The 24,040-nt window shown below is 39.5% G+C and carries 19 protein-coding genes; 10 read left to right on the top strand and 9 right to left on the bottom strand.

Annotated elements, in window-relative coordinates; all coding sequences use genetic code 11:
• Positions 1-45: 45 nt before the first annotated feature.
• The gene (locus UABAM_RS14935) at positions 46-1,290 is read right to left on the bottom strand and encodes a vWA domain-containing protein (protein WP_151968806.1); all 1,245 of its coding nucleotides are present in this window, start codon (positions 1,288-1,290) and stop codon (positions 46-48) included.
• A gap of 296 nt (positions 1,291-1,586) precedes the next feature.
• Here UABAM_RS14935 and UABAM_RS14930 point away from each other — a divergent pair, with 296 nt between their 5' ends.
• Positions 1,587-3,680: a S9 family peptidase gene (locus tag UABAM_RS14930; RefSeq protein ID WP_151968805.1), complete on the top strand. Its 2,094-nt coding sequence runs from the start codon at positions 1,587-1,589 to the stop codon at positions 3,678-3,680.
• 91 nt (positions 3,681-3,771) lie between these two features.
• Positions 3,772-4,413 carry a 2'-5' RNA ligase family protein gene (locus UABAM_RS14925; protein ID WP_151968804.1) on the top strand — a complete coding sequence of 214 codons (642 nt, stop codon included), beginning with the start codon at positions 3,772-3,774 and terminating at the stop codon, positions 4,411-4,413.
• A 130-nt stretch (positions 4,414-4,543) separates the two neighbouring features.
• Here UABAM_RS14925 and UABAM_RS14920 read toward each other — a convergent pair whose 3' ends face one another.
• Both UABAM_RS14920 and UABAM_RS14915 read right to left on the bottom strand, forming a co-directional pair.
• Positions 4,544-6,073 carry a vWA domain-containing protein gene (locus UABAM_RS14920; RefSeq protein WP_151968803.1) on the bottom strand — a complete coding sequence of 510 codons (1,530 nt, stop codon included), beginning with the start codon at positions 6,071-6,073 and terminating at the stop codon, positions 4,544-4,546.
• A 152-nt stretch (positions 6,074-6,225) separates the two neighbouring features.
• Positions 6,226-6,630, bottom strand: coding sequence for a hypothetical protein (locus tag UABAM_RS14915; protein ID WP_151968802.1), 405 nt, complete (start codon positions 6,628-6,630; stop codon positions 6,226-6,228).
• Positions 6,631-6,943: 313 nt separating this feature from the next.
• Between UABAM_RS14915 and UABAM_RS14910 the strand changes: the two genes are divergently transcribed.
• Entirely contained in the window at positions 6,944-7,456 is a 513-nt protein-coding gene (locus tag UABAM_RS14910) for a 2OG-Fe(II) oxygenase family protein (RefSeq protein WP_151968801.1), read from the top strand.
• A 126-nt stretch (positions 7,457-7,582) separates the two neighbouring features.
• On the opposite strand, the gene UABAM_RS14905 is transcribed toward UABAM_RS14910, so the two are convergent.
• The gene (locus UABAM_RS14905) at positions 7,583-8,410 is read right to left on the bottom strand and encodes an SDR family NAD(P)-dependent oxidoreductase (RefSeq protein ID WP_151968800.1); all 828 of its coding nucleotides are present in this window, start codon (positions 8,408-8,410) and stop codon (positions 7,583-7,585) included.
• 2 nt (positions 8,411-8,412) lie between these two features.
• Positions 8,413-9,207 (bottom strand): hypothetical protein, encoded by a 795-nt coding sequence (locus UABAM_RS14900; RefSeq protein WP_151968799.1) that lies wholly within the window; start codon positions 9,205-9,207, stop codon positions 8,413-8,415.
• 307 nt (positions 9,208-9,514) lie between these two features.
• Between UABAM_RS14900 and UABAM_RS14895 the strand changes: the two genes are divergently transcribed.
• From UABAM_RS14895 to UABAM_RS14880, 4 genes are all read left to right on the top strand, one after another.
• Positions 9,515-10,246: a sigma-70 RNA polymerase sigma factor region 4 domain-containing protein gene (locus tag UABAM_RS14895; RefSeq protein ID WP_151968798.1), complete on the top strand. Its 732-nt coding sequence runs from the start codon at positions 9,515-9,517 to the stop codon at positions 10,244-10,246.
• A gap of 2 nt (positions 10,247-10,248) precedes the next feature.
• Entirely contained in the window at positions 10,249-13,548 is a 3,300-nt protein-coding gene (locus UABAM_RS14890; protein WP_151968797.1) for a WD40 repeat domain-containing serine/threonine protein kinase, read from the top strand.
• Between the two features lie 169 nt (positions 13,549-13,717).
• Entirely contained in the window at positions 13,718-14,704 is a 987-nt protein-coding gene (locus UABAM_RS14885) for a hypothetical protein (protein WP_151968796.1), read from the top strand.
• A 129-nt stretch (positions 14,705-14,833) separates the two neighbouring features.
• Positions 14,834-16,417, top strand: coding sequence for a leucine-rich repeat domain-containing protein (locus UABAM_RS14880; protein WP_173013332.1), 1,584 nt, complete (start codon positions 14,834-14,836; stop codon positions 16,415-16,417).
• Between the two features lie 8 nt (positions 16,418-16,425).
• Here the strand turns inward: UABAM_RS14880 and UABAM_RS14875 are convergent, their stop codons facing one another.
• Both UABAM_RS14875 and UABAM_RS14870 read right to left on the bottom strand, forming a co-directional pair.
• Complete coding sequence (locus UABAM_RS14875; RefSeq protein WP_151968794.1) at positions 16,426-18,396, bottom strand: ankyrin repeat domain-containing protein; 1,971 nt, start codon at positions 18,394-18,396, stop codon at positions 16,426-16,428.
• A gap of 116 nt (positions 18,397-18,512) precedes the next feature.
• Positions 18,513-20,294 carry a purple acid phosphatase family protein gene (locus UABAM_RS14870; RefSeq protein WP_151968793.1) on the bottom strand — a complete coding sequence of 594 codons (1,782 nt, stop codon included), beginning with the start codon at positions 20,292-20,294 and terminating at the stop codon, positions 18,513-18,515.
• 151 nt (positions 20,295-20,445) lie between these two features.
• Here UABAM_RS14870 and UABAM_RS14865 point away from each other — a divergent pair, with 151 nt between their 5' ends.
• From UABAM_RS14865 to UABAM_RS14855, 3 genes are all read left to right on the top strand, one after another.
• Positions 20,446-20,913, top strand: a complete 468-nt coding sequence (locus UABAM_RS14865; RefSeq protein ID WP_151968792.1) for a methyltransferase family protein — start codon at positions 20,446-20,448, stop codon at positions 20,911-20,913.
• 76 nt (positions 20,914-20,989) lie between these two features.
• Positions 20,990-21,820, top strand: a complete 831-nt coding sequence (locus UABAM_RS14860; protein ID WP_229759405.1) for an LOG family protein — start codon at positions 20,990-20,992, stop codon at positions 21,818-21,820.
• A 35-nt stretch (positions 21,821-21,855) separates the two neighbouring features.
• Positions 21,856-22,335: a GNAT family N-acetyltransferase gene (locus UABAM_RS14855; RefSeq protein WP_173013331.1), complete on the top strand. Its 480-nt coding sequence runs from the start codon at positions 21,856-21,858 to the stop codon at positions 22,333-22,335.
• A 6-nt stretch (positions 22,336-22,341) separates the two neighbouring features.
• Here the strand turns inward: UABAM_RS14855 and UABAM_RS14850 are convergent, their stop codons facing one another.
• Together UABAM_RS14850 and UABAM_RS14845 are read right to left on the bottom strand one after the other, a co-directional pair.
• A complete protein-coding gene (locus UABAM_RS14850) occupies positions 22,342-22,593 on the bottom strand; it encodes a CBU_0592 family membrane protein (RefSeq protein WP_151968790.1) in 252 nt (83 codons plus the stop codon).
• 155 nt (positions 22,594-22,748) lie between these two features.
• Positions 22,749-23,954 carry a BRO-N domain-containing protein gene (locus UABAM_RS14845; protein ID WP_151968789.1) on the bottom strand — a complete coding sequence of 402 codons (1,206 nt, stop codon included), beginning with the start codon at positions 23,952-23,954 and terminating at the stop codon, positions 22,749-22,751.
• Positions 23,955-24,040: the final 86 nt, after the last annotated feature.

Below are 24,040 nucleotides of genomic sequence, written 5' to 3'. Positions count from 1 at the left end.
AAAGCAGCGATGTGGGGGCATCGCAAACCAGCGAATTCCAGTACTTTACTTTTTCTTTTTGTACACTTCTTTGCTGCGTTGTGCGGCGAACTTTTTGTACATGGCTTTCTTACGCAATCCCGGGGAATACGACTTTTCTTCCATTTCCCGTACATATTCATCCAGTTCGCATTGTTCCGCTTGCATTTGTGGAGTTGCACAAGGACTGCTCGCAAGCATCGCTGACATGTCCTTAAAACAGGCGATTGAGCGCGCGTAGTCTCCTTGGTCAGCGTAATCAATGGCTTTTTGCTTTTGTAGAGCAGACTCCAGTAACATATATTCCTGAATGACTTCTTCGTCGCGTCCGCAATCCGCTGCTTTTTTTTCGTCGACAACGATATTTACCGCGAAGGTGATGGACTTCTTTTCTACTTGCGGATAAATTTGATCGTAGTTTATGGTGATATCCATTATTTTTGTTTCGCCTGCGGGTTGTGGCTGTATTTTTAGTTCAAATAGCATACTCTTAAATTCATCGGCAAACATGTCGCCAAAATCCCAGGTGGTTAAATCTATTTTGGGATATTCATTGAGTTGTTTATGAATGGATACTGTTGAATCACAGTGAGCTGTCACTTTCATATTTTGTGCAACCAATGTGGTTAAGTCTCCCAATTCTTCCTTGAAAACTTTGGGCGCGTCGTCAGGATTTTCAATAAAATAAAAGCTTCCACCTCCGGCATCTGCCATGCCTGCGAGCAAATCTTCGTTAAAACCGCTACCAAAACCCAATGTTGTCGTAGATATACCTTTTTCACGCCATTTCCCAGCGATTTCTTTTAATTTATCGTGCTCCACAATCCCTTGGTTGGCAAGGCCATCGGTGAGAAGTAAAGCGCGATTGATTTTTTCCTTATCTAAAAATTTGTCAATATGGCCCAGACCCTCTAGCCAACCGCCTGAAAGGTTGGTCATGCCGCCCGAGTATATCGAATCGATGGTGCGGCGGATGTTATTTTTGTTTTTTGCTTGCTGTGGTGAGATCAATGTTTGTACGGTGTCGTCGTAAATGACTAGAGAAAATATGTCTTTTCCTACCAAATGATCAACGAGCGAGCGTGACGCTTTCTTTGTGTAATCCAATTTTGTTCCGGCCATAGAACCACTACGGTCGAGAATTAAAGAGAGATTTAAATTTTTGCGTTCGGCACTTTCAATGGCGAACGATTCTAGTTTTAGCAGTAAATATACAGTGGATTCTTTGTTCGGTGGAATAGCGATATAGTCTAATAAATGTGAATGTTTCATAGCAAAAATCTCTTATAAGAGTGGAAGTAAATTGTCAGTTATCTTTTGGTGTGTCATCAATTAAATACCGACACACTTTCATTTAAGTCTATCCGCCAAATATTTGATCTGCCATTATTTATAGCAGCTGAAATTGGTTTTGTATTTACCAAGCGTTTGTTTCTCCTTGTAACGCTTCCTTTTTATAAAATTTACTTTACAAAATAAAAAATTGATTGATGATAGTGCTGTGGATAAAGTAGCGTACCACACAAAATCAATTTGTATCTTTTATGTAAAATTATTAGGAGTTTATAATGTCGCGTTTTTGTATTGTGTTAGCGATGTTTTTTTTGTGTCTCAACGCAGAAGAAGCACCTAAAGCAAAGAGAGTCAAAAAAGAAATGACCATCCATGAGCATACCCGGACCGATTATTACTATTGGATGCGTAATCGAGAAAGCAAAGAGGTTAAAGATTACTTAAATGCCGAAAATGCTTATGTTGACAGCGTGATGGGTTACACCAAAGATTTTCAAGAAAAGCTCTTTAAAGAAATTACCGGACGCATTCCGCAAACCGATAAGTCTGTTCCTTATTTTTTAAATGGTTACTACTACTATTCTCGTTTTTCTGAGGGGCAAGAATATCCGATTTATTGCCGTAAGAAGGGCTCTCTAGAAAATAAAGAACAAATTCTTATCGATGCGAATAAATTGGCCGAAGGTCATAGTTTTTATCGTGCGGCAGGACTAAAGGTCAGTCCCAATAATGCCATTCTTGCTTTCGCTGAAGACACTTTAGGACGACGTAAATATACAATTCGTTTTAAAAATCTAGAAACCGGAGAAATGCGCAAAGAAACCATCGCCAATACTACGGGATCTGTGGTTTGGGCAAACGATAACAAGACGTTGTACTATACCGTGAAAGATGCGGCGTTACGTGCATATAAAATTATGCAGTATCAACTGGGAAGTGAAGAGCATAAGGAAATTTACCATGAAAAAGACGCTACGTTTTCCACTTGGGTATCCAAAAGTAAATCGCAGCGCTTTATTATTATCGGGAGTTACAGTACGCTTTCTCAAGAATATCGTGTGATGGACGCCGATAAACCAGGAAGTGAATTTCATGTTATTCAGCCGCGAAAGCGCAACTTGGAGTATTCCATTGCTCACTATGGGGACAAATTCTATATTTTGACAAATCACGAAGCGCAAAACTTTCGTTTAATGTCAGCCCCGTTAGATAAGACAACAATGGAAAACTGGAGCGAAGTGATTGCGCACCGCAAAGATGTTTTACTCGAAAACATTGAGATTTTTGCCGATTATCTCGTTGTCCAGGAAAGAAAAGACGGTTTAACACATTTGCATATTGTGCCATGGGATCAAAAGCAGAAAGACTATTTCATTGATTTTGGAGAAGAAACTTACACTGTTGGGCTTGATGTCAATTTGGAATTCAACACCAAGATATTGCGCTACAACTACACATCTCTAACCACACCAGATTCGGTTGTTGACTTTAACATGGACAACAAAAATAAGAATTTGTTGAAGCAACGCGAGGTAGTTGGTGGTTATGATGCTTCTCTTTATAAGGCCGAACGTTTGTACGCCACTGCTCGCGATGGCGTTAAGGTTCCTGTATCACTTGTGTACAAAAAAAGCTTGCGCAAAGAGCACAATCCATTGCTACTATACGCTTACGGTTCTTATGGTTATAGTATGGATGTGTACTTTAGTTCGACAAGACTTTCTTTGCTAGATCGCGGTGTTATTTTTGCCATTGCCCATATTCGCGGTGGTCAGGAAATGGGACGCCATTGGTATGAAGACGGCAAACTTCTCAAGAAGAAAAATACTTTTACCGATTTTATCGATTGTGGAAAATATTTGATTGAGAATAAGTACACAACGAAAGATATGTTGTTTGGCGAAGGAGGAAGTGCTGGAGGTCTTTTAATGGGGGCTGTGGCGAATATGAGCCCGCAAACGTTTAAAGGTATTCTCGCCTCTGTACCATTTGTCGATGTGGTCACCACAATGCTCGACGATAGTATTCCCCTAACCACAGGTGAATACGATGAGTGGGGAAATCCGAATATTAAAAAATACTATGATTACATGTTGTCTTACTCGCCATATGACCAAGTCACAGCCCAGGATTATCCTGCGATGTTAGTGACAACGGGATTTCATGACTCACAAGTACAATATTGGGAACCGGCAAAATGGGTAGCGAAACTACGCCATCACAAAACCGATGACAATGTACTTCTATTTCAAACCGACATGACTTCGGGACACAGTGGTGCCTCTGGACGATTTCAACGTTATCGTTCTGTCGCCCTTGAATATGCATTTATATTTCATCTTTTAGGTCAAGTACCACAGAAGAAATAGTTTTAGTTTTCGTAACCACAGAAATTGTAGGAATCGAGATTTCTGTGGTTTTACTACACGAAAATATCGAAACCACAATAAAGGAAATATTATGCGTTTTTATATTTTATTGTTATCCATGATTTACACTCTTCTTGCACAACCACTCACTTTTGATATTTCAAATGACGTACATAAGACAAACGAAGTGAAGTTTATCGTACATAGTGGTCCGGGGACATATGATAATTATTTGATACAAAACGTACCTTTTTCACCCGTAAAAGAGTTGTATTTATCTGTACAAGAAAAGTTGAAACAACCACTAAAAAACCGCGGAGAAGCACATATTACGGTCATTACTCCTCCTGAATACAATAACTCTTTGCGCTCTGTTGTTTCCATGAAAGAAATCGACGAAATCGCAACGGCGATGAATATTCAGCAGTGTCAGTTTGAAATCGTTTGTTTGGGGCGTGGATCTAAAAAAATCGATGGCAAAGAGGAGCATACCTATTTTATCGTTGTTACTTCTCCACAACTAGTAGCTATTCGTAAAAGAATTGCGGACTTATATGTGAAAAAAGGCGGGGATGCTAGCAAATTCGATTACAAACATTATTATCCGCATATTACCCTCGGATTTACAAAACGCGATTTGCATGAAAGTGATGGTATTATTAAGGATAAATCTAGTTTTTTTGCTCATTTGTCCGAAAAAAATACCAAAAAACAAGTGAAAAAAAATAGGTAATTTTAGGTCTGCAACCGTAGATGTATCGTTCACGCTCACGATTTTCGACGTTTGTATATCGCATAACGATAAACGTTTTGCGATCATCGTGAGTGTAAACGATGTTCTTTATATATTACTTCAGTGTTGTTTATGAATCGCTATCCACAGATGGATCACTTTCTAAATTATCGTCTGGATCACCAAATAAATCATTGTCTTGATTGTCTTCCAAAGATTCACTTTGGTCTAACAATTCCTTGCGATCTTCTTCCCACGATGCATCATCACCGACGCTATCCGCAAAATCGCCACTGGAATCGGCATAGTCGTCCAATAAAGAAGAGTCGTATTCCTCGGCGTATTCGCGTAGTTTTTCCGCATTGTTGCGTAAAATTTCTCTAGCTTGAGAAACTTCGCCTTTGTCGCGTAATTCTATCGCTGTACGATTTTGTTTCACGGCAATTTGTAGTAGTGCATTGCTCATTGCTTCCTTGTGTGTCGCCTTTTTTATTTCTTCCTCTGACTCGGAAAAACGCGCTGTTAAGAAGTTGGATTGCCTGTCTGTTACAGATGTTTTCATATTGGCGTAAGAAACATCGACTTGAGCAACTCTACGCGTGTCACCCACCGCTGTCGCCGGAATTTCCACCTCGCAAATAAAGTATTTTTCCTGTTGGCTATATATTTGATTTAAATACAATGTTATATCTTGTCCTTTAATCATCGGGTCGCGGTTAAGGCTGCGAATAGGACGTACACCCTCTGCGCAGTGGATGTTAATGACAACTTCTTGGGCAACAACAGACAACACATCACTAAATTCTTGTTCAAAAATAGTATTGAGTTGTTGTGCTGTTCGTGCAAAGTAACGATTTCCATTGCTACTTCGCGCAAGTTTCACCATGAGGTCCTCGTTGTAATCTAGTCCCAATCCAATAGTAGTCACCGAAATACCTTCTTCTACAAGTTCCTCGCCTAAGATACTTAGATCGTGAGGTGTTCGCGGTCCGACATTTGCCTGACCATCTGATAACAAAATAACACGGTTGACTTTATTTTTACTAAAAAACTTTCGTACTTGTTTTGCACCTTTTTGTACGCCAGCATAAAGAGCCGTACCACCATCAGCGTATATACCGCCAATTTGGTTTATGATGTATTCTTTTTCCACTGCTTTTGTTGCCGGGACAATGACACGAGCATTATTGTCGTATGCAATGATGGAAACAATGTCATTTTCATTTAAGCACTGCACAGCAATCACCGCTGCTTCGCGTGCCTTACGCATTTTCTCACCGGACATGGAACCCGATCTATCAAGAACAATCGCGACGTTTGCTGCAATGCGTTTTTGTTCGGTCATGGGAAAGCCTGTTAGCCCAACCTTGATATAAGCCGTTTGTTTTTGCCCTGCTTTAAGAACAGGTTGAACCAATAAAGCTTCGATTTTTAACTTATCAGAATCTTGGACGAGATCATTTTGTATATTTTGTGGCGCTGAATCAGCGACAACAGCCTTGTCATTGGCGACTTTTGCGTCATTGGTGTTGAGTACCAATTGCACTAGTGGAGCATTTGTTTTACTTTCCTCATGATGAACTGTGTCTGTTTGTGGTGGATTTGTCGTACAAGATAAAATGATGACGAAAATGGGTAACATAAGCCATTTACAATGCATAGTAATCCCCTTATTTTTATATTTGAAATAGATATAAAGCTTCTAGTTACTAGATTGTAGCAAGTTTACGTAATCTCCCCGTCACTACTCTGTCATTTTCTAATAATAATTATGTAATCATTTTGTAATCAAAATGGAAATGAAGTGGTGGGCTAATTGTACAAATCTTTAAATTTTTGTAGGCCTTGTTGTACGACAGGAATAATTTTTTGTCTCTTTGACCATGATTTTAGGTGAGAAGGGAATCGACTTAACCAGTGTTGGTTTGGCCCAGAATTTTCCGATCTTAATTTGGATAACTTTAGCGATGTCGGCATATTTTTTTGCTGAAAAACATCTAAAAAATGCTCTATTTCCTCCACAGAAGAAAAGAAAATCTCCATCCCCAAAACACTCACAATTAACATCGGGTATCCTTTTCCTGGTACAGGAGGTGGCAATTCTGGTTCAAATTTTGTCGCATATATCCATGCCTCTCCGTCTAAATTTTTGTGTACCCAAAAACTCAAAGGACTCATTTTAAACTCTGGATAAAATTCGATTCGAATCTTTTTCATATTTTACCTATCTAATATATTTTCACTATCGCAAACAGAAAAAATGAGTTGCCAAAGAACATAACAATGGACATTTGTTTTCTACATTGAATGAATTTGGCTGACAATGTTTTGCGTCTATTGTAATCGTTCTGTGATGGAAGTTGAAATATTCTTGTGTGTTTTTTGAGGAAAAATGTCAAACGTAAATAAAATGGAGAAACGCTTTGTGGTGTATAGTTGTGATTTTGTTGTTATAATTAAGATAATTTTGTATCGAAGCTCTACGTTCTAAAATGCGTTTTGATGGTTTCAGTTGTTAAGGAAGATAAGTATGAAACGCCCTCCCGGTTTAAAAATTATGAGAAACTTTTGTAGTGAAGAAGAAGTAAATGAAATTTTACAACAACCACAGTTTGTGAACAATCCAACAATGGAACTATTTCGTTTGTTTGGCGAGTTTGGAGGGAAGGCGGCGCAAAAACCAGATGAGTGGATGATCGAATACGGTACAAAAATTTTTCGTAAATACTACATTTTTCCAGAAGTGCCGAATCAATATCGCGTTTGTGATTGGATTGGAGAATTATCTTCCAACTTTAAGTGGCACATCGACAACAAACGTCACGGTAAAGATATATTGGTCATCACACTTTCGGAAAAACGTTTGATTGGTTTTCGACGCGACCCCGATGCTGAAGTTTACAAAGTAGAGTTATCCACAGGTGATGCATATTTGATGTCGGGCTCTTCTAGATGGAGTTGGGAGCATTGTGTACTGCCATCAGGCAAAGAGAAAAGCGGCGGCAAAAGTTTTATCATGAGTTATCGCAAGCAGAAAAAATGAGTTACCAATGCACATGCCTGAATCGTTTACGCGTATAAACGGGGTGTATGGAACTACAAAAATTAGCCTAGTTGTCATTCCTGCTTCCACAGTGATGACAACTGGGTAAACAGCACATACCAACATCTATTTGCGAATCGATTTTTCTTGCTTATGGTACATATTACCGATAATCATAGAAGCCAACCATGGAAAAAAGCGGAATAAGCGCCATAAAATGTGCGCATGAAGAGTGACAACAATCACAGCTTTGTTGCGCTTTACACCTTTGATGATTGTACGCGCCGCTTTGTCTACTGGACAATGTTTTATTGGGTTTGAACCTATAATTTCACTGCGCTCAATGTATTTCTCTTCATTGGCAATTTCCATAGAATCTGCTATGGCGGTCTCGACAAATCCTGGGCATACAGCACTTACTTTTATGCCATAAGGCTTGGCGGTGATGCGTAGAGATTGAGAAAGTCCTACCACCGCATGCTTTGTTCCGCAGTACGCGCCAATTTGCGGAGCGGTGATGAGTCCTGCAACAGATGCGGTATTGACAATGTGTCCATATCCTTGTTTTTTCATCACCGCACACGCGGCATGTATTCCATACATTACCCCACGCACATTTACATCAAATATGCGATCAAATTGTTCGATGGTGAGTTCATCCATTTCGCCTAACATCGCAATACCGGCATTGTTGAACATATAGTCAAGGCGTCCGTGTTTTTCTACGGTTTCTTCCACAAGTTTCTGTACGGCGTTAGCGTCGCGCACATCGACTTCGTATGCAGAGGCTTGCGCACCACGTTCCTGAATTTTTTCGGCCACTTGTTTTGCCTGTTCAATGTTTACATCTGCGATGACTAAAATGGCTTTTTCTTTGGCCATCTCTTGGGCAATGGCACGGCCAATTCCCGAGGCTCCACCGGTGATGATGGCCACTTTATCTTTGAATGTCATGTTTATTCTCCTGTTGTGCCTTCTTTTTTCGGACGTTTCCACAGCAGTCTAATTGCGTAAAAAAATAGATAACCTGCCGCTATTATATAGATTAGTATAAACAATATAGAATAAGGAAAAAAGCGCAAGAATTGTATGGTCAAGTTTTTTTCAAGTGAAGTTGTGTAAGTTAGTGGATACAAATTTTTACGACGATCTAGTTGGTAACTCACTATATTGTGGTTATCGTCTAGTGAAAATTGATGTTGCGACTGTGAGAAAGTATGTTTGCCATTTTCTTTTTTGTATTTTAATACAATTTCTTGAGAACGAATGCCAGAGTTGGCTTTTGGCTCAATGTCTAAAATTTGTAGCGTGTGTTCTCCGGAAAAGGGGAGTTGTGGTACAATGTCTACGAGGGCAAACCATGGAGGACCTGTGGTAATTTTGTCTTTGCGATTGCGTGCGGGAATATGTAGCATTCCAGATTCAATTGTGGCGTTGAGTACTTCTTCGCGATTTTTTGTGACATATACCTTCGCAACGTCGAGGTTTTTGTTGGTGCATAGTATATCCATTTCTGTGATACCACCTAGACCGATATTGTCTCTTTGCCAAGGGTTGTAAGAAACATAGCGCAAGCGATACGGATACTTTTGGACTCCGGTTTTTGTTTTGCGCAAGGTAAACCACATGGGATAACCCCTTCCACTGATAAAGATCCAATTGTGTTGTGTACGCACGTAATATAAAAAGACAATGGCGGGAATCACTAAAATCAATAAAGATATGATGGGTAATTTGGCAAACTTTTTCACAGCAACATCCTTTTTTTATGAGACAAAATATTTTGGGTGTAATCTATATATACATAGTATTGAGATACTTAGCAACACAATCCGATAAATTTATTGGAGATGATCGGTGATGTAGCAATACCGCAAACTAGAATCTATCTATAACAAAGTGCGTTGTAGGGGCGGACCTAGTGTCCGCCCGTTCCCTCAAACCTAGGCGGATGCACCTAACGCAAAACAAAAATCTATCTATAACAAAGTGCATTGTAGGTAGATTCTGGTTTTGCGGTGATTATTTTATGTGTTATATTATCTGTGGAGGTTATTTATGGAAAAAAGTAAAGATATTCGTCATCACCACAAAAAAATCGTGGCGTATCTGTCACAGATAAGTACAGCAAGTTCGATGATCAAGTCGTTAAAAGATCCATCTTCGCAAAAATACCAAGAAAAGTGGCGCTATTTTTTTGAGGTATACCACGAAGCCATTGTTCATTATATTTTACGCGTGTCTAATTGGCCACGCGCCAGAGAATACCAAGCTCAGGATGTTGCTTCTCTGGTGTATGAAAAAGGTTTGCGGTGGAGTTTTCATCGTATCAATGAAGGTGTACGGTTTCGACATGTGCTCATGCAGTTAGTCAAACATGCGATTGCTGAATACAACAATGCCTTGAAAAATCAAAAGATACATGAAATTGCGTATAATCCTGAGATTTTAGAAGCCAAACCATCGGCCACAGATGTGGTCCCTGACCGTTTGCTAAAGAAAGACTTACTCGAAATTATTGCAGATAAAAATTTGAACTCCTATGATGAGTTGGAACGGTTTGTCTTAGAAACAATTCGTTCCACAGGGAAAATACCCACGATTCAGCAGCTTGCGGATCAGTGGCAAATTAGCCTAGAAGCAGCAAAAAAACGTCGACAACGTTCGAAAGAACGTTGGCTCAAGATGTGGGAACAATATCTGGAGTCGATGAAAATGAGTATTACGGAATTGACGTACGGTGACGCGTCCGCAGTAGACAAGGAATTTGACTCCCTGAAAAAGGTGTGAAGATGTCTGATGAATACCTAAATCCTTTTGCTATATCACCACAAGATAGCCAAGAGCAAGCGCAACAATCGGATTTTTCTGAGGTATTGGAAAATAGCTCAGAACTTGCGACCGCTGATTTGCTCAAGACTCCTAGCCAAATCGGTCGTTATAAAATTAGGTCAGAATTGGGCAAAGGTGGTATGGGAAGAGTATATGAAGCTTATGATACCGAACTAAGAAGAGTTGTAGCGCTGAAAACGTTATTGAAATCACATCACAACAAACGTTTTGTAAAAGAAACGAAAACACTTGCCAAACTATCTCACCCTTCGATTGTGAAAATTTTTGATATAGGCTATGAGGACGATACGTATTTTTTTACGATGGAGCTCATTGTTGGCCAAGAACTCAAAGCTTATATTCTCAAGGAGAAACGTCGTTCGATACGTCGCTGCGTACAAGTGATGATAAAGGTGGCGCAGGCGATTGAATATGCGCATCAAAATGGCATCATTCACCGTGATTTAAAGCCTTCGAATATCTTACTCGACGAGGAACAACAACCGCACATTATGGATTTTGGTCTAGCACGGCAAGTAGAGGACCAAAGTCAACTCTCGCAAAGTGGAATGCTAATCGGTACACCGCAATACATGTCTCCAGAGCAAGCGACAGGTAACACAAAACTCGTCGACAGTAGCAGTGACGTCTATGCTTTGGGAGTTATTTTATACGAATTACTCACTGGGAAATGCCCTTTTGAAGGCAACAATATTCATGCGATTTTACACAATATATTGAACAAAAATCTCTTGCCACCCACCTCTGTCAACAAGAGAGTACCAAGGGATCTAGAAGCGATTTGTTTAAAAGCATTGGAGAAAGAAAAATCCGTACGCTATACGACCGCCGCCGAATTTGCACAAGAATTACAAAATTTTATGGATGGCAAATCTATTCAGGCGCGTCCTCGGACTGTTTTCTTCGACGCTTGGAAGTGGATTCAACGCCATAAAATTATGGCAAGTACCGCATTTTTGGTGACATTGATATTGATCATGATGACAAGTTTGATGATTTACCAAAGATATAGGTCGTCGGTTTCGAAAGAGTACTGGCAAATGTCTAACCATGCGCAAAAAGTAGTTCGCGATTACCAAACGACGGTTCGATTAATGGAAGTCTCTTTGCAAAAAGCGCAGGTGGAAATGGAGATGAGTCAGGTATGGCAAGAACGCCGTGAATACAACAAAGCAAAGCTAACCCTCGAAAAAGCACGCAACGATTTGCTGTCTGTTAAAGAGATTACGGAGAGTGTCACCGCAATGTCTCGCGATGTTACGTTCACATTAGAGCAATTGCAATCTTTTCAAAAACGCTATCCCTATGTTGCCAATGAAATGTCTTATTCTTTTGCCGATTTGAACGAAGTGCCTAGTAAAATTGCCAAAATAAAAGCGCGGACAACAAATTTACATAGTGATTGTCAAATTTTGCAAAAATATAGTATCGATCCTCAGCTGTACCGTGTGAGCAAATATTCTTTACCAACCCGTCTTATGGCTGTTAGCAGCAATGTTTCATGGAAATATAATATTGCGCTCGCAAATCCACGTCGTATCATTGTGATGGACAAAAATGGCGGCACTATAACAATAATAGAGCATTCAGCAAAAGTTGTTTATGCTGCGACAAGTAAAAACGATCGTTTTTGTGCTAGCATAGACATTAAGGGGAATATTAAGTTATGGGACAGTATCAAAAATACGATCACCACAACCATGTATCGCTCGCAAAATCTACCTGTCAGTGCTTTTGTTTTTGATCATCGTAATCGTTTTTTATTTGTTGCCGACCAAAAAAATAGCGCGATCTTTGATGTTCCGTCATTAACGATGTATGGCTCGTTTAATGATGGCAATGAAAATAGCTATGGTAGCCAATTTCGTCCCGACGGCAAAGAAATCGCGATATGTACTAAGAAAAAAATTGCCATTTGGGATTGTAAAAACAAAAGCAAAAAACGTCATATCGTGGTACAAAACTGTCGCGCAGTGTGTTTTTCCCCCGACAGCAATAAACTCGCTTATGCAATAGGATCTACGATTTATATTAAAAGTACACATAAGACAACTCATATTAAACACAATATGAATATTGCGGCACTATGCTGGAGTTATGACGGTAGATTTATTGCCGCTGCTGGCGAAAATGGATATATTTTGGTGTGGGACGCACAATCACTAAGAGTTGTTTTGAAATTACCTTTTGTTGTTGAAGAAGACACGAGACTACAGCTTGCCTTTCATCCTCAAAAGTACTTGTTGGCCCTACAGCAGAATAGATCGAGAACTTATTACGCATTGCAACCTGGACTCATAAAAAAATTGCCATTTACAGTGGTACAACAAAACTTATCGCGCATGAGAGTCGTTTATGAAACGATGGAAAGCCTAAAAAACAACGATGACTTTGAACAGCACGCGTGTTTTCGTTTACTCTTTGGTCCGAAAAGGCGATTTGTGGGGTGTTATATTTTCAATGTAGTGGTTTTATGGGGTGTTGCTAGTGGTGAGCATGGGGTTCTTCCCCTTAAAAAAATGACATGGGAGCAAAACGAATTACGACATTTTTCGTTTTCTAGCGATGGAGATTTTTTGTTGTGTCAGACGAAAAATTACATTTACGTATGGGATACACACACGCGAAAAGAGGTGTTCTCGGAAAATACACAGAGGCCTTGTTTAGGATTTCACCCAAAACACAATTGGATTTTGCTCGTGAATGATGTCAAAAATGCTATTGATGGTTACGAAATCAACTCCTCGAAAAAAATAAAGCGTAAGTCTTTTACTTTTTCGCAGGGGGTTTCACTTCATCGACATAGTGCTATTGTTAGTGGAGAGTTTGTGGTGAATGTCGCCAAACAATTGTCGATACACCGTTTGACACCCACGTTGCCTGAAATCGCTCATGCCGGAAAACTACCTTTACAAACAGCACAAATTGTGGGAGATCACCTAGCTGTCGGAACAAAAAGTGGGAGATTATGGTTGTTTGATTGGCAAAAAAATACCTCAGAATCCATATATTTGTCACACCCTATTGAAAAAGTTCTATATGATGGTAAGCAAAAATTGTATTGGGCCATTACCAATAAAAATATTTTTGTTGTACGTCCGTCGTATCAAAAAGAATCATCGGTGTACCCGATAAAGATATTCAATGGACATTCCTTTTTCGCCAAGGACATAAGTCGCGATTTTTCGCAAATGGTAGTTTTGACACATGCGTTGGATATTTTGTTATTACAGTTTTAGAGTTGATGGCAGGAGGGGGCACCAAATACTTCAACAACACCCCTAAATAAAAATACAAAAAAATACGATTGGAAATATTTTTTTGTCCCCTTTCGAAAATTCCCCCCGTATAGATAAAGTGAAGACCGAAAAGTTTACTTTACCAAACAATACCCCAAGGAGAATTTCGATGTTGTCTAAATCTATCAAACAAATAATTATCGTTAGTTTACTTGCTTTCGTTTCTTTAATCGCTGAACAAAATCACCAATATTTATTCCAAGGTGGAGCGTCGTACAGTAGCGATGGTACAACTGTATGGGCAAATGTTGCGTACGATGGTCATGAAGTGGAAGATGCGCTCATTACCGTTGGTGGGATCAAGCTAAAGTATCACGATAAGCAAAAAATGTATACCGCTAAATTAGATCATCTTCAAGAAGGTAGCTCTCTCGAAGTGGTTGCACAAAATGCGCAAGGAGAAGTATTTTTTTCACGAACATCGCAGATACCCGCTTTGGTTGCACTGAATCAATTGGCAATGCGCAGCGATGGTAATTTTTTAGTCAGCTGGGCTCCTGCGACGGATGCGACTCTTTTACAAGTGAACTATAAAAACCTAGACAAACATACTGCGGAAGGTTGCGGAGATTTTGATGTCCTTCTTCCATCACGCCACACCCAAGTATTGATTCCGGCGCACAAAATCATCAACGGCAAATCGTCTTTTTCCGTTTGCGCACTTGGTGGTGATGTTCATCTCGCGTACAGTGAGAAAAAACAATCGTACTTTGTTACCAAAACAATTGACAGTCGTATTCATCACATTTTTGAAGCACAACAAATCGAAAATGCACAAGATGCTCCTGGAACACCTCTAGAAGAAGTCTCTGAGTGGCATGATACCAAAAAAGGTGTAAAAATTCACTTCCGCGCGTACAATCCATTGCAAATTTTGGAAGATGGAAAACTTCACTTACACATAAAGCTAAAAAACAATCGCGTAGCAATTGCTTTGATCGTAATCAATGGTGAGATGGTGTGGTTTGAAAAAAGAATCCACAAATCGAAAAACAAAACGTACACCATTACCCGCGACGTTCCCATGGGAGCACAGGTGATCTTAGGTACAGAAGCTTGTAAAATATATGCTTTTAACTACTATACGGCGAAGTAACTCGCGTCCTAATCCTTAGTGCACAACAACATTTGATTGATGATCTCCCATCCATTTTGTACAATTTAAATTGGGCAGACGTTTGAGGTTGGTTGCCAAACTCCGAAATATAATGGAATGGGGGAAAAGATGAGATGTATATTCATATTACTTTTGAGTGTGCTGTTGTACGCGCAAGATATACAAATAACTTCTGCAAAACCTGAAGAGGTGCGCATCAATGGTGGATTACGTCAACAAACTCCTTGCCAAGTAAGTGTCGTTCGTGGAGATATTATCTCTATTGGTGAAGCGCACTATGTCTACAATGGTGAAACAAAGTTACACTTTACACAACGCAATCAATTTTTCTTGGTGAATGGTCGTGTTTTTGGACGTGAAATTTATCGCTATGCACCACCATTCAAAAAAAATTACCAGTGCCTGAGCGTCTACTGCAAAATAGACTCTTCTCTTGCAGAATACATCAACAGTCTTTCCCACCTACAGGTTTTAACGATGAGAAGGGCGAAGGACGACGATGTCCTGCACATAAAAGAGAATCGGTCTCTAAAAGGTTTGGATTTGCGCGGTTCGCGTATCACAAATGCCGGTGTTATGCATCTTCAGGACTTTCACGGTTTGACGTATCTCGATTTGGAAGATGCGCGACCAGATGCAAGCGGTTTGGTGAAAATAGCGTATTTGTCGAAATTAAAATATCTAAATTTGAGTTTTTCTAGTGTTGGCAATTTACACTTAGCCAATTTAACATCTCTTCCCTTAACTTCTTTGGATTTGATGGGAACAAATATAAGTGATGAAGGGTTGAGGTATGTGGCTCAATTTCGAAATCTACGCCATTTAAATATTATGAGTACTCTTGTGGGTGACGCGGGGATGAAACATTTGCAAAAACTTGATTTGTATTCATTGTCTCTGTGGAGAAATAGGGTAGGTGATAACGGAATATATGCGCTACGCCGTCAAGAAAATCTACACTCGTTAGATTTGGGAAGCACACGAATTACCGATGAAAGTTTGCGGTATCTTCCGCCGAATATTGCGGATTTAGATATCGAAGTGACCCAAGTGACTGACAAAGGTTTATCGTATCTTCCTGCATATAAAAATTTACAAACCATTGCTTTAAAAAGAACGAGAATTACCAACAACGGAGTACAATATTTAGCAAACATTGCACAACTGCAATCATTGGCGCTATGGGGCACGATGGTTGATGATGAAGGTTTACGTTTTTTACATAACGCAAAAAATCTACGCTTCTTATATCTTTCGTCAAAGAGAATCAGTGACAATGGTATTGAGCATTTACAAAATTTATCGCAAATGCGTACGCTGTATCTACTCAACACACAAATAACCAATAAGAGCTTGTTTCATATACGCAATATGAAAAATTTATCGGTGCTACATGTCCCTGGAAGTGCGATTGATGATTTTGCCATGGAGGAAATGCAACATCTGCAATACTTGACGGTGCTTGGGCTTAATAGCACAAAGGTTTCTTCTTTGGGAATGAAACATTTACGCGGTTTAACGCATATTTTAAATTTAGATGTTTCCAATACTGCGGTGGATGATGCGGCAATTTCTCACCTGCAACACTTAAAAACACTCACTTTTTTAAATGTACTTTCCACAAGAATCAGTACAAACGCACGACAAGAGTTATCTATACATTTACCTTTTTGTTACATCATGGGCAATTGATGTTGTCGTTATTTTTCTTTTCCTGTGAGAATTTCAATTAATTCATTATCTTTTTTTAATTTTGCAAGAGATAAAGCCGAAAAGCCCGCTCTATGGCGCATTGCAGGATCCGCACCGTGTTTTATTAATGTTTTTACTACGTGTTTATGGTCGGCTTTCACCGCAAAAATAAGTGGTGTACTTCCGTAGTAACTGCTGGCATTTACCTTGGCACCTTTTTTCAAAAGCAATTGTACAATACTGTCAAAGCCAGCTTGCGCTGCTAGCATCAAAGGGGTTTCTTTCGTACGGTTTAACTCGTGTATATTTGCTCCTTTTTCAATGAATAAGGCAAGAATTTGTTGTGGGCGACTAAATTGTCTCACGTCACCAAATGCACATAAAAACGAAATACGAAAAAAGGCACTGGGACGATCTTTGGGAACGATCGTAATGTCTGCGCCATGATCAAATAATAGTTTCGCTACTTGTACGCTTTTTACTGAGTAGAGAGCGGTCATTCCTTGTGCGTCATCGTTTACATTTGCTCCGTGCTGTAAAAGTAGTGTAACGACTTCGGAGTTATCGTTTTTTGTGGCAAGCATCAGGCTTGTGATTCCATCTTTGCTTTTGGCGTTTACATTTGCTTGATGATCAATTAAAAATTTACAAACTTCCTGGCTTTTCGTAAACATAAGAGGCGTATTTCCCGCGCGATCTTGTGTGTTTACATCCGCACCATTTGTGACTAGTAATTGAACTGCGGATAAATGATTCGCCAAAATAGCAAACATCAGAGCTGTCATTCCACTATCATTGGTGACATTTATTTTCGTTGTTTTACTCAGTAAAGTACTTAGCTTTTTTAGGTCTCCTTCATAGGAAGCTTGCATGAGAAGTGTGGAGTTATCTGCCTTTTTGCTCAGTAACAGTTTTGTGATGGCGGGATTTTGCAAATTTTGGACAAGTAGGCTTTCTCCGTATCGGTTTTTTACGTTTACGTCAGCACCGTGTTCCACGAGAAGACTTATGATGTCTTCGCTTTTGGCAAAGGCAATCGCTGTGCGTCCATCGTCATTTTTGATGTCTAGGTCGCACTTATTTTGTAGTAACTGACGAATGAGTTTCTTATTACTATCTCGAACAGCATCCATGAGTACGGTTCCACCGTATGAATCTCTCATATTAACGTCAATACCTTTCGCAATGAGTGTTTCTACGACCTTTTCAAATTTCGCTTCAGCAGCAAGCATCAAAGCACTATTTTCCATACTGTCTTTTGCATGGATATCTGTACCTTTTTTTACCAAGGTGAGTACGGTATCTTCGAATTTTTTTGTGCGCTTTTCTTTTGAAGAGTTCAGTGAAGCCTTCGTTAAAATTTGTAGCATTGTCGTTATTCCGTAACGATTTTTTGCATCGATATTCGCTTGGTGGGCGAGTAATGTTTTTACTACCTTCACATGTCCTTGCAGCCCTGCGTACATAAGAGCGGTCATGTGCGATTTATTTTTGTGGTTTACATGGGCCCCGTTCTTAATAAGCGTTTTTACCAACTTTTCATCACCGCGATGTGCTGCGGCCATCAATGAAGTTGATCCAACGGTCTTGTGATCAAGAAGTAGCGCTGTGGCTTTAAAATCGTTGGCGTATTCTAAGGCCGATAAACCTCGGTAGTCCGTTTTATTCACATCAACGCCTTTTTTAATCAACATTTCCACTAAGTCACCATCATGAGCTACGCATATTAGTAGCGTTTGTCCACCAATTTGAGCATTGGGATCGGCTCCGGCATCTAGAAGCAATTTGAATATTTTTTTGTGGTCCATAGCGTAAGTGATGGGGGTTCTTTCCATAAAATCTTTTTTGTTCACATCTGCCCCATCGACAATCATTTTTTTTACTTTTTCTATATCACCATTGACAATGGCATCAAGGAATGTTTGCGAGTACAGTGTGGTTCCCAAAAACAGCGTGATGATGAGGCATAAAATTCGCATGAAATTTTCTCCCTATTTTTTCGAAAATGTTGGAAGTTGTTGGTATGTGATGCCCTCCTGCCGGTACTTAGCCGCTGGAGAGGGCATCGCATATCAACGAATATCGAATATAAAGACTACTTTTCGATGACAAATTCGTCTTTGAGAACGCCGTTGATATCATAGGCTTTGTAGATCAATTTGCGTCCTTCAATTTGAATATCGAGTAGTTGGTATGTCGATACATTGGTGAAAGAAACCGCACCATTTTTGTAAGGATTCTGTGAGTAGAACTTGGTTCCAGAAACCGAAACAACATAAATAGTTCCTTCGTTGGCTGTAGGTGCTTTTTTATGGTTCTTTAGAGGATGGGTGCGCATATATGAGTGGTCGTGTCCTTGAAGGGCAACGTCAACATGATATTTATCAAAGATCGGTCCCCAGACAGCGCTTATATAAGTATTATTTATACTCGGTCGTGGAGAGTATGCGGGATGATGATAAATCACAAATTTCCACAAGGCTTTAGTGTTCTTTAGGCGTTCTTCTAACCACTTTGTTTGGAAATCAATGAGAGTGTTGGTGTCTAGCACAATAAAGCAAGCATTTCCGTATTCAAAAGAATAGGCGCGTTCTGGATCGATCCAGGTCGTATCTGGGCCATTGCGTGGAAGTTTGAACATTTCGCGGTATAACGTTGGATAACCACCGTGCATTTCGTGGTTACCAATTGCGGGAACGATGGGACGTTGACTAAAAATGTCGCCAGCGCTGTGAAAAAAATGATCCCAGTCGAAACGTTCCGCTCCTTTATTTACCAAGTCTCCGGCCATCACAAAAAAAGCGGCATTTGGTTGTGCTTGGAAAGAATTGGCGAGCAGCTTTCCCCATGTGTCTAGGCCATTTTGTGCATCGCCCATGTAGACAAAGGAAAATGATTGTGGATTTTGCGGTGCGGTGGTAAATTCAAAAGTCTTAGACCAGTTATCAGAGTTACCATTGCCTACAGAGTATTGATATGTAGTGCCAGGCTTGAGGTTTGTTAGATGGGCAGAGTGACGATTGATGACCGGATCATTGACGGTTTCAGGGGTTTCTAATTTTTTTGTTTTTGCTTGTAAAAATTCCCACTGTGTTGCAGATTGTTCGCGGTAACGTACCATTCCACTGTTTACTTCTTTACTGGTGCGCCACTGTACTGACTGAGTCGTTCGTGGATCAGCTCCCCATGTTAGAACAATTTGATCAGGATGTATACTTGCGGGATAATTGGTATCGGTGAAAATACCCGCTAATTTCGCCACGTTGCTGCGCTCTTGCATTGTGCGTAGGAGCATTTTTCCTTGTAATTCTTGTGGTATTTGCGTTAGCTTATCCGGAAAGTCGACATAAGGACTTTCGCCTATTTGGACGATTCCTTCGTTGTGTTGCCCGGGATACACTTTATCCAACTTTATGTTGGTTTTCTTGTCTTTTGCACAAAGAACGACAAAGTAATGTTTGTTATCTCCTGAAAGAGAATTGACACCTAAACCTACCCAACCGCGAGGAAATGTTTTTTTCCATACTTGGTAGGTCGTGTTGTTCGTTGCAAATGTCCACGATGTTTTTTGGAAATTTCTCTCCTGTAGCCAAAAAGGTCCGTCTTGAAAACGGATATCTTTGGCAACGTAAACGTCAAGGGCTGTATTGGTAACAAAGGAGAGGTGCTCACTCCCGAGAATTTTTCGCTCTTCCTGGGTTAGATGTGAGTGCAATTCCGTGGCACTCATCGTTTGCAAACGGTTAATATCGAAAATTTTTTGCCGTAAGCGTTGTTTTATGTTGTGAACAGTATCATGAATAGAGGCGTGTTCACCAACATGTGCAAACGCCATACTGCAAAAAATCAAAGTAATCACTACATTTTTGATCAACATTTTAATGCCTTTCCATCAGATCATGGATTTGTTTTTACATTTTTCATGAGTGAAATTAACAACATTGTAGCATTTATGTTATGCTTTTTTATGTGTAAATTTTGTTAAAATGGATAATTTTATATAACAAAATTTTGAAGAGAGGAGCAATATGGCATCGTTATGGTGGTACGCAAAAGTTGTTTTGCAACTTGGCATGATTGCCTATGTTGTTTGTACACAAAGTTTTTATCATTTCTCTGTATACGGTCAAGCATTGGTGGCTTTTGGTGCTAGTAATAATATTTATCACAATGTTATTTTTAAAAAGAGTTGCCCTTGTCTCTCAGAGCCAAAAACACTCGTTACTAAAGGTGGGCTACTACCGTGGATTCGGCATCCGATGTATTTGGGAGATATCATTATTGGTTTGGGATTTTTGTTGATTGCGATGGATATTGTATGTGGGATTTTGTTCTTGGGGCTTTGTGTTACCGCTGTTATGCAGTCTCGTTGGGAAGAATATAAGTTGCGGCAGCTATTTCCACAAGAATACCCTCAGTGGCAAAAAAACAGCAAAACGATACTTCCATTTATTTTTCTTTATTTAGTGGTCGTTTTTTCAGGTTTTATGAGTTAGATTGTGTTGTATGAAACTACATAACAACAAAAAATACCAGACGCGAAACTAAAATTCAAAAACATAGAAAGGCAACATGATGCATTTAGATCGCAATAAAGTAAAAAAGTTTCTCAACGGACAGATCGACCAACTCAATCATGTCATGGCAGACCTTGATGAGTATACCGCACAGTTAGAGACCAACTATTACCGTGTGGCTATTTTTGGCTCGGCACGCACGCGTGAAAACGATCCTTGGTATACGCATGTGACGAACTTGGCCAAAGCTCTTTCCGAAAAAGGAGTGGATGTTGTTACGGGTGGCGGACCTGGGTTGATGGAAGCGGCAAATAAAGGTGCAAAACTCGGTGGACATCAGATTCGTTCCATTGGTGTGAGTATTGAGTTGCCATTTGAGCAAGATAGCAATCAACACTTAGATATCAAAAAGTCTCATCGCCGCTTTTCCTCACGCTTAGATGAATTTATGCGTATTAGCCAAGCGGTTATTGTCACTCCAGGGGGATTGGGTACCTTACTTGAGCTTTTTTACACCTGGCAGTTACTGCAAGTGGAGCACATTAACGAACGCCCAATTATTCTGTTTGGCAAAGAATTTTGGCAGGGTTTGATGGACTGGATTTGCAAGATCCCCGTGGAGCAGAATATGCTGTCTCCTGAAGATATGGATCATGTGCATTTATTCGATAGCGTAGAAGAAATTATTGACTTTTTAGAACCACAAGTAGAGCATTTCTACCGAAAATCAAAATCGTATATTAACAAATCTTTGATTAGCAGCGAAGCATTTCAAAAGCTAAACAAACTACACGATAACACGCAAAAAAGTTTCGATGAAATCATCGATGAAGCAATTATTCATATGTATAAACTTCACCAGAGTGATGAGAACGATGCGCAATAATACATTTCTGTGTTTGTTAATTGAAGAGGATTATTGTGGACAAAAAATTTATTCTTCGCGACGTTTGCGAAAGTGATTTATCGATATTTTTTGAGCAGCAATTGCAGCCTGAAGGAAGGCATATGGCGGCATTTGGCAATTATTATACCGAGGAAAAGCCTTTTCGCGAGCAATGGAAAAAAATGCTCAATGATGAATATATTGTGGCGAAGACGATTGTTGTCGGGGAAAAAATTGTCGGTCATGTTTTGAGTTACGTGGAAAAATCAGATAAACATATGGCTAGCTATTGGATTGGGCGCGAATATTGGGGGGAAGGTTTTGCCTCTACAGCTCTTGCCACGTTTGTAGCCGAGAGCAACAAAACGCGTCCAATATATGCGCGTGTTGCGAAAGATAATATTGGTTCGCGCCGTGTTTTGGAAAAATGTGGTTTTGAAGTGGTAGAGGAAAGCATTGGTTTTGCTAGTATGCGCAACAAAAAACTTCCCGAGCTTTTGTTTAAATTGCAGTAGGAAATGTTATTTTTCCTTTTTAGGAAAATATTTTATCACACCAATTAAGCTAATCAATAACCAAAATAGTTCGATGATAAAAGCGGATAAATTGAACTTGAAGGCAAGGGAAAGCAAAATAGCACCGGCACCAACAGCGTTTAATAGACTATACGCCATCGTTTTATTATCTATTTTGTCTAGCTGTAACAATAAGTAGGTTGTCAGAATTAAAAAAACTCCGACATTGCCAATGAAATCATACCACTCATAGTACATGATTTACTCTCCGAAAGTAGTTTGTCTTGTTTTCAATATGGCTTAGTCAAACGATCATAACACAATCGTTGAAAAACTATCAAGTTCTGAAACAAACATATTTTCGGAGATGTTTACCCGTGCCCGTTCTCGACCCCGTTCCCGATTTGTACCTACTATTTTTTTAACCAAATATGATAGGTATATGTACCCAACTGTATCCAATTTTCACCTTCGCGACCCATAGTTTTTCGATCGATAACTCTACGTAATACCTGATAATCATATGACTTGACATATTTGGTTAACGCTTTGACAAAAAGCGTATGTGGAGTTTGCTTGTCTATGTGAAATACTTGAAGTTGTAGCGCTAGCTTTTTCCACTTTACAATAGAAATAACCGGGTCAGAGTTTTGAGACAACGCTGTTTTTATCTCTTCAATCCCATGTTGTAAATGAGAGAATCGTTCCTCTAAAAGAGGAATAAGATCACGAAAAAATTTAAGAAAGCCATCGAGGCGCGCGTTCATGACAACACTGTCGCGAATGACACTTTGCTGAAATTGTTGTTGCCATTCGCCAAATTGTTCTTCGATTTGATGATAGAATTTCTCTGGTGGTGGCGAAACTTTTACCCGGGGAGGCTTATTATTTTGCGTTATTTTTTGCCACTCCAACTGAGAATGCCGCAACTGCGGAACGAGTTTTTGCATATATTCTGTAGCAAAGCGTTTGCCCAAAGAATGATTTGTGCCCACCAAATAACGATACAAACCACTTTCGTAAAAAATTAAGTTCCCACTGTCGCGAATGGAAAATTCGATATTTTGTAAGTGAATGTTCTCAATGTAACGACCATAGCCCATGTCGATATGATGAAAATTTTGTAAGTGTTTGGTCAACGGATGTACGAAAAAGCCGATGCGATTGTTCATTTGTATAAGAGGAAATTCACAACAAAACGTTTCACTTTTCCAATGCGTAACATAAGAACTTTGCGTTGTATTTTTCGCATGCGGTATGACCGTTTGACAAATCCACTCCCCAGGATAATAAGCATATTTTTTACTGTCACATGCCATCAATAAATAGAAACCAGACTCGGTAATAAATAATATCTTTGTACTCACTGTATAGCGCTCAATACACACATTTTGTAAATAACGTTTAAAGGCACGAATTTCCGTTCCGATGAGCATTTTGTGGTGTATGGCACTAAACAAAGGATTTTTACGCAAGAGAGTTCCCAAAGAACGATATCCCATAACATGTGCTAATTCACGCGCAATAAATAAAACTTCACCCGACCGTAAATCGCGAAAAACGTTTAACGTTTTTTGTGGAAATTTATAAAAGAATGTTGCGATAAATTGAATATGCATAACTGTTACCTAATAATAGTCAAAATAGCCAAATAAAGTGACTATTGTAAGTCCTACTATGACAGAATAGATGTGCTACACAAAAT

The sequence above is a fragment of the Candidatus Uabimicrobium amorphum genome, from assembly GCF_009002475.1.
In the GTDB taxonomy this organism is placed as follows: domain Bacteria; phylum Planctomycetota; class Uabimicrobiia; order Uabimicrobiales; family Uabimicrobiaceae; genus Uabimicrobium; species Uabimicrobium amorphum.
The sequence above is the reverse complement of the archived record's forward strand: the minus strand, read 5'-3'. Positions and strand labels throughout refer to the sequence as shown.

Coding starts and splice junctions, on each gene's coding strand:
- UABAM_RS14935 (WP_151968806.1), bottom strand. CDS start 1,290: ATGAAACATTCACATTTATTAGACTATATCGCTATTCCACCGAACAAA.
- UABAM_RS14930 (WP_151968805.1), top strand. CDS start 1,587: ATGTCGCGTTTTTGTATTGTGTTAGCGATGTTTTTTTTGTGTCTCAAC.
- UABAM_RS14925 (WP_151968804.1), top strand. CDS start 3,772: ATGCGTTTTTATATTTTATTGTTATCCATGATTTACACTCTTCTTGCA.
- UABAM_RS14920 (WP_151968803.1), bottom strand. CDS start 6,073: ATGCATTGTAAATGGCTTATGTTACCCATTTTCGTCATCATTTTATCT.
- UABAM_RS14915 (WP_151968802.1), bottom strand. CDS start 6,630: ATGAAAAAGATTCGAATCGAATTTTATCCAGAGTTTAAAATGAGTCCT.
- UABAM_RS14910 (WP_151968801.1), top strand. CDS start 6,944: ATGAAACGCCCTCCCGGTTTAAAAATTATGAGAAACTTTTGTAGTGAA.
- UABAM_RS14905 (WP_151968800.1), bottom strand. CDS start 8,410: ATGACATTCAAAGATAAAGTGGCCATCATCACCGGTGGAGCCTCGGGA.
- UABAM_RS14895 (WP_151968798.1), top strand. CDS start 9,515: ATGGAAAAAAGTAAAGATATTCGTCATCACCACAAAAAAATCGTGGCG.
- UABAM_RS14890 (WP_151968797.1), top strand. CDS start 10,249: ATGTCTGATGAATACCTAAATCCTTTTGCTATATCACCACAAGATAGC.
- UABAM_RS14885 (WP_151968796.1), top strand. CDS start 13,718: ATGTTGTCTAAATCTATCAAACAAATAATTATCGTTAGTTTACTTGCT.
- UABAM_RS14880 (WP_173013332.1), top strand. CDS start 14,834: ATGAGATGTATATTCATATTACTTTTGAGTGTGCTGTTGTACGCGCAA.
- UABAM_RS14875 (WP_151968794.1), bottom strand. CDS start 18,396: ATGCGAATTTTATGCCTCATCATCACGCTGTTTTTGGGAACCACACTG.
- UABAM_RS14870 (WP_151968793.1), bottom strand. CDS start 20,294: ATGTTGATCAAAAATGTAGTGATTACTTTGATTTTTTGCAGTATGGCG.
- UABAM_RS14865 (WP_151968792.1), top strand. CDS start 20,446: ATGGCATCGTTATGGTGGTACGCAAAAGTTGTTTTGCAACTTGGCATG.
- UABAM_RS14860 (WP_229759405.1), top strand. CDS start 20,990: ATGATGCATTTAGATCGCAATAAAGTAAAAAAGTTTCTCAACGGACAG.
- UABAM_RS14850 (WP_151968790.1), bottom strand. CDS start 22,593: ATGTACTATGAGTGGTATGATTTCATTGGCAATGTCGGAGTTTTTTTA.
- UABAM_RS14845 (WP_151968789.1), bottom strand. CDS start 23,954: ATGCATATTCAATTTATCGCAACATTCTTTTATAAATTTCCACAAAAA.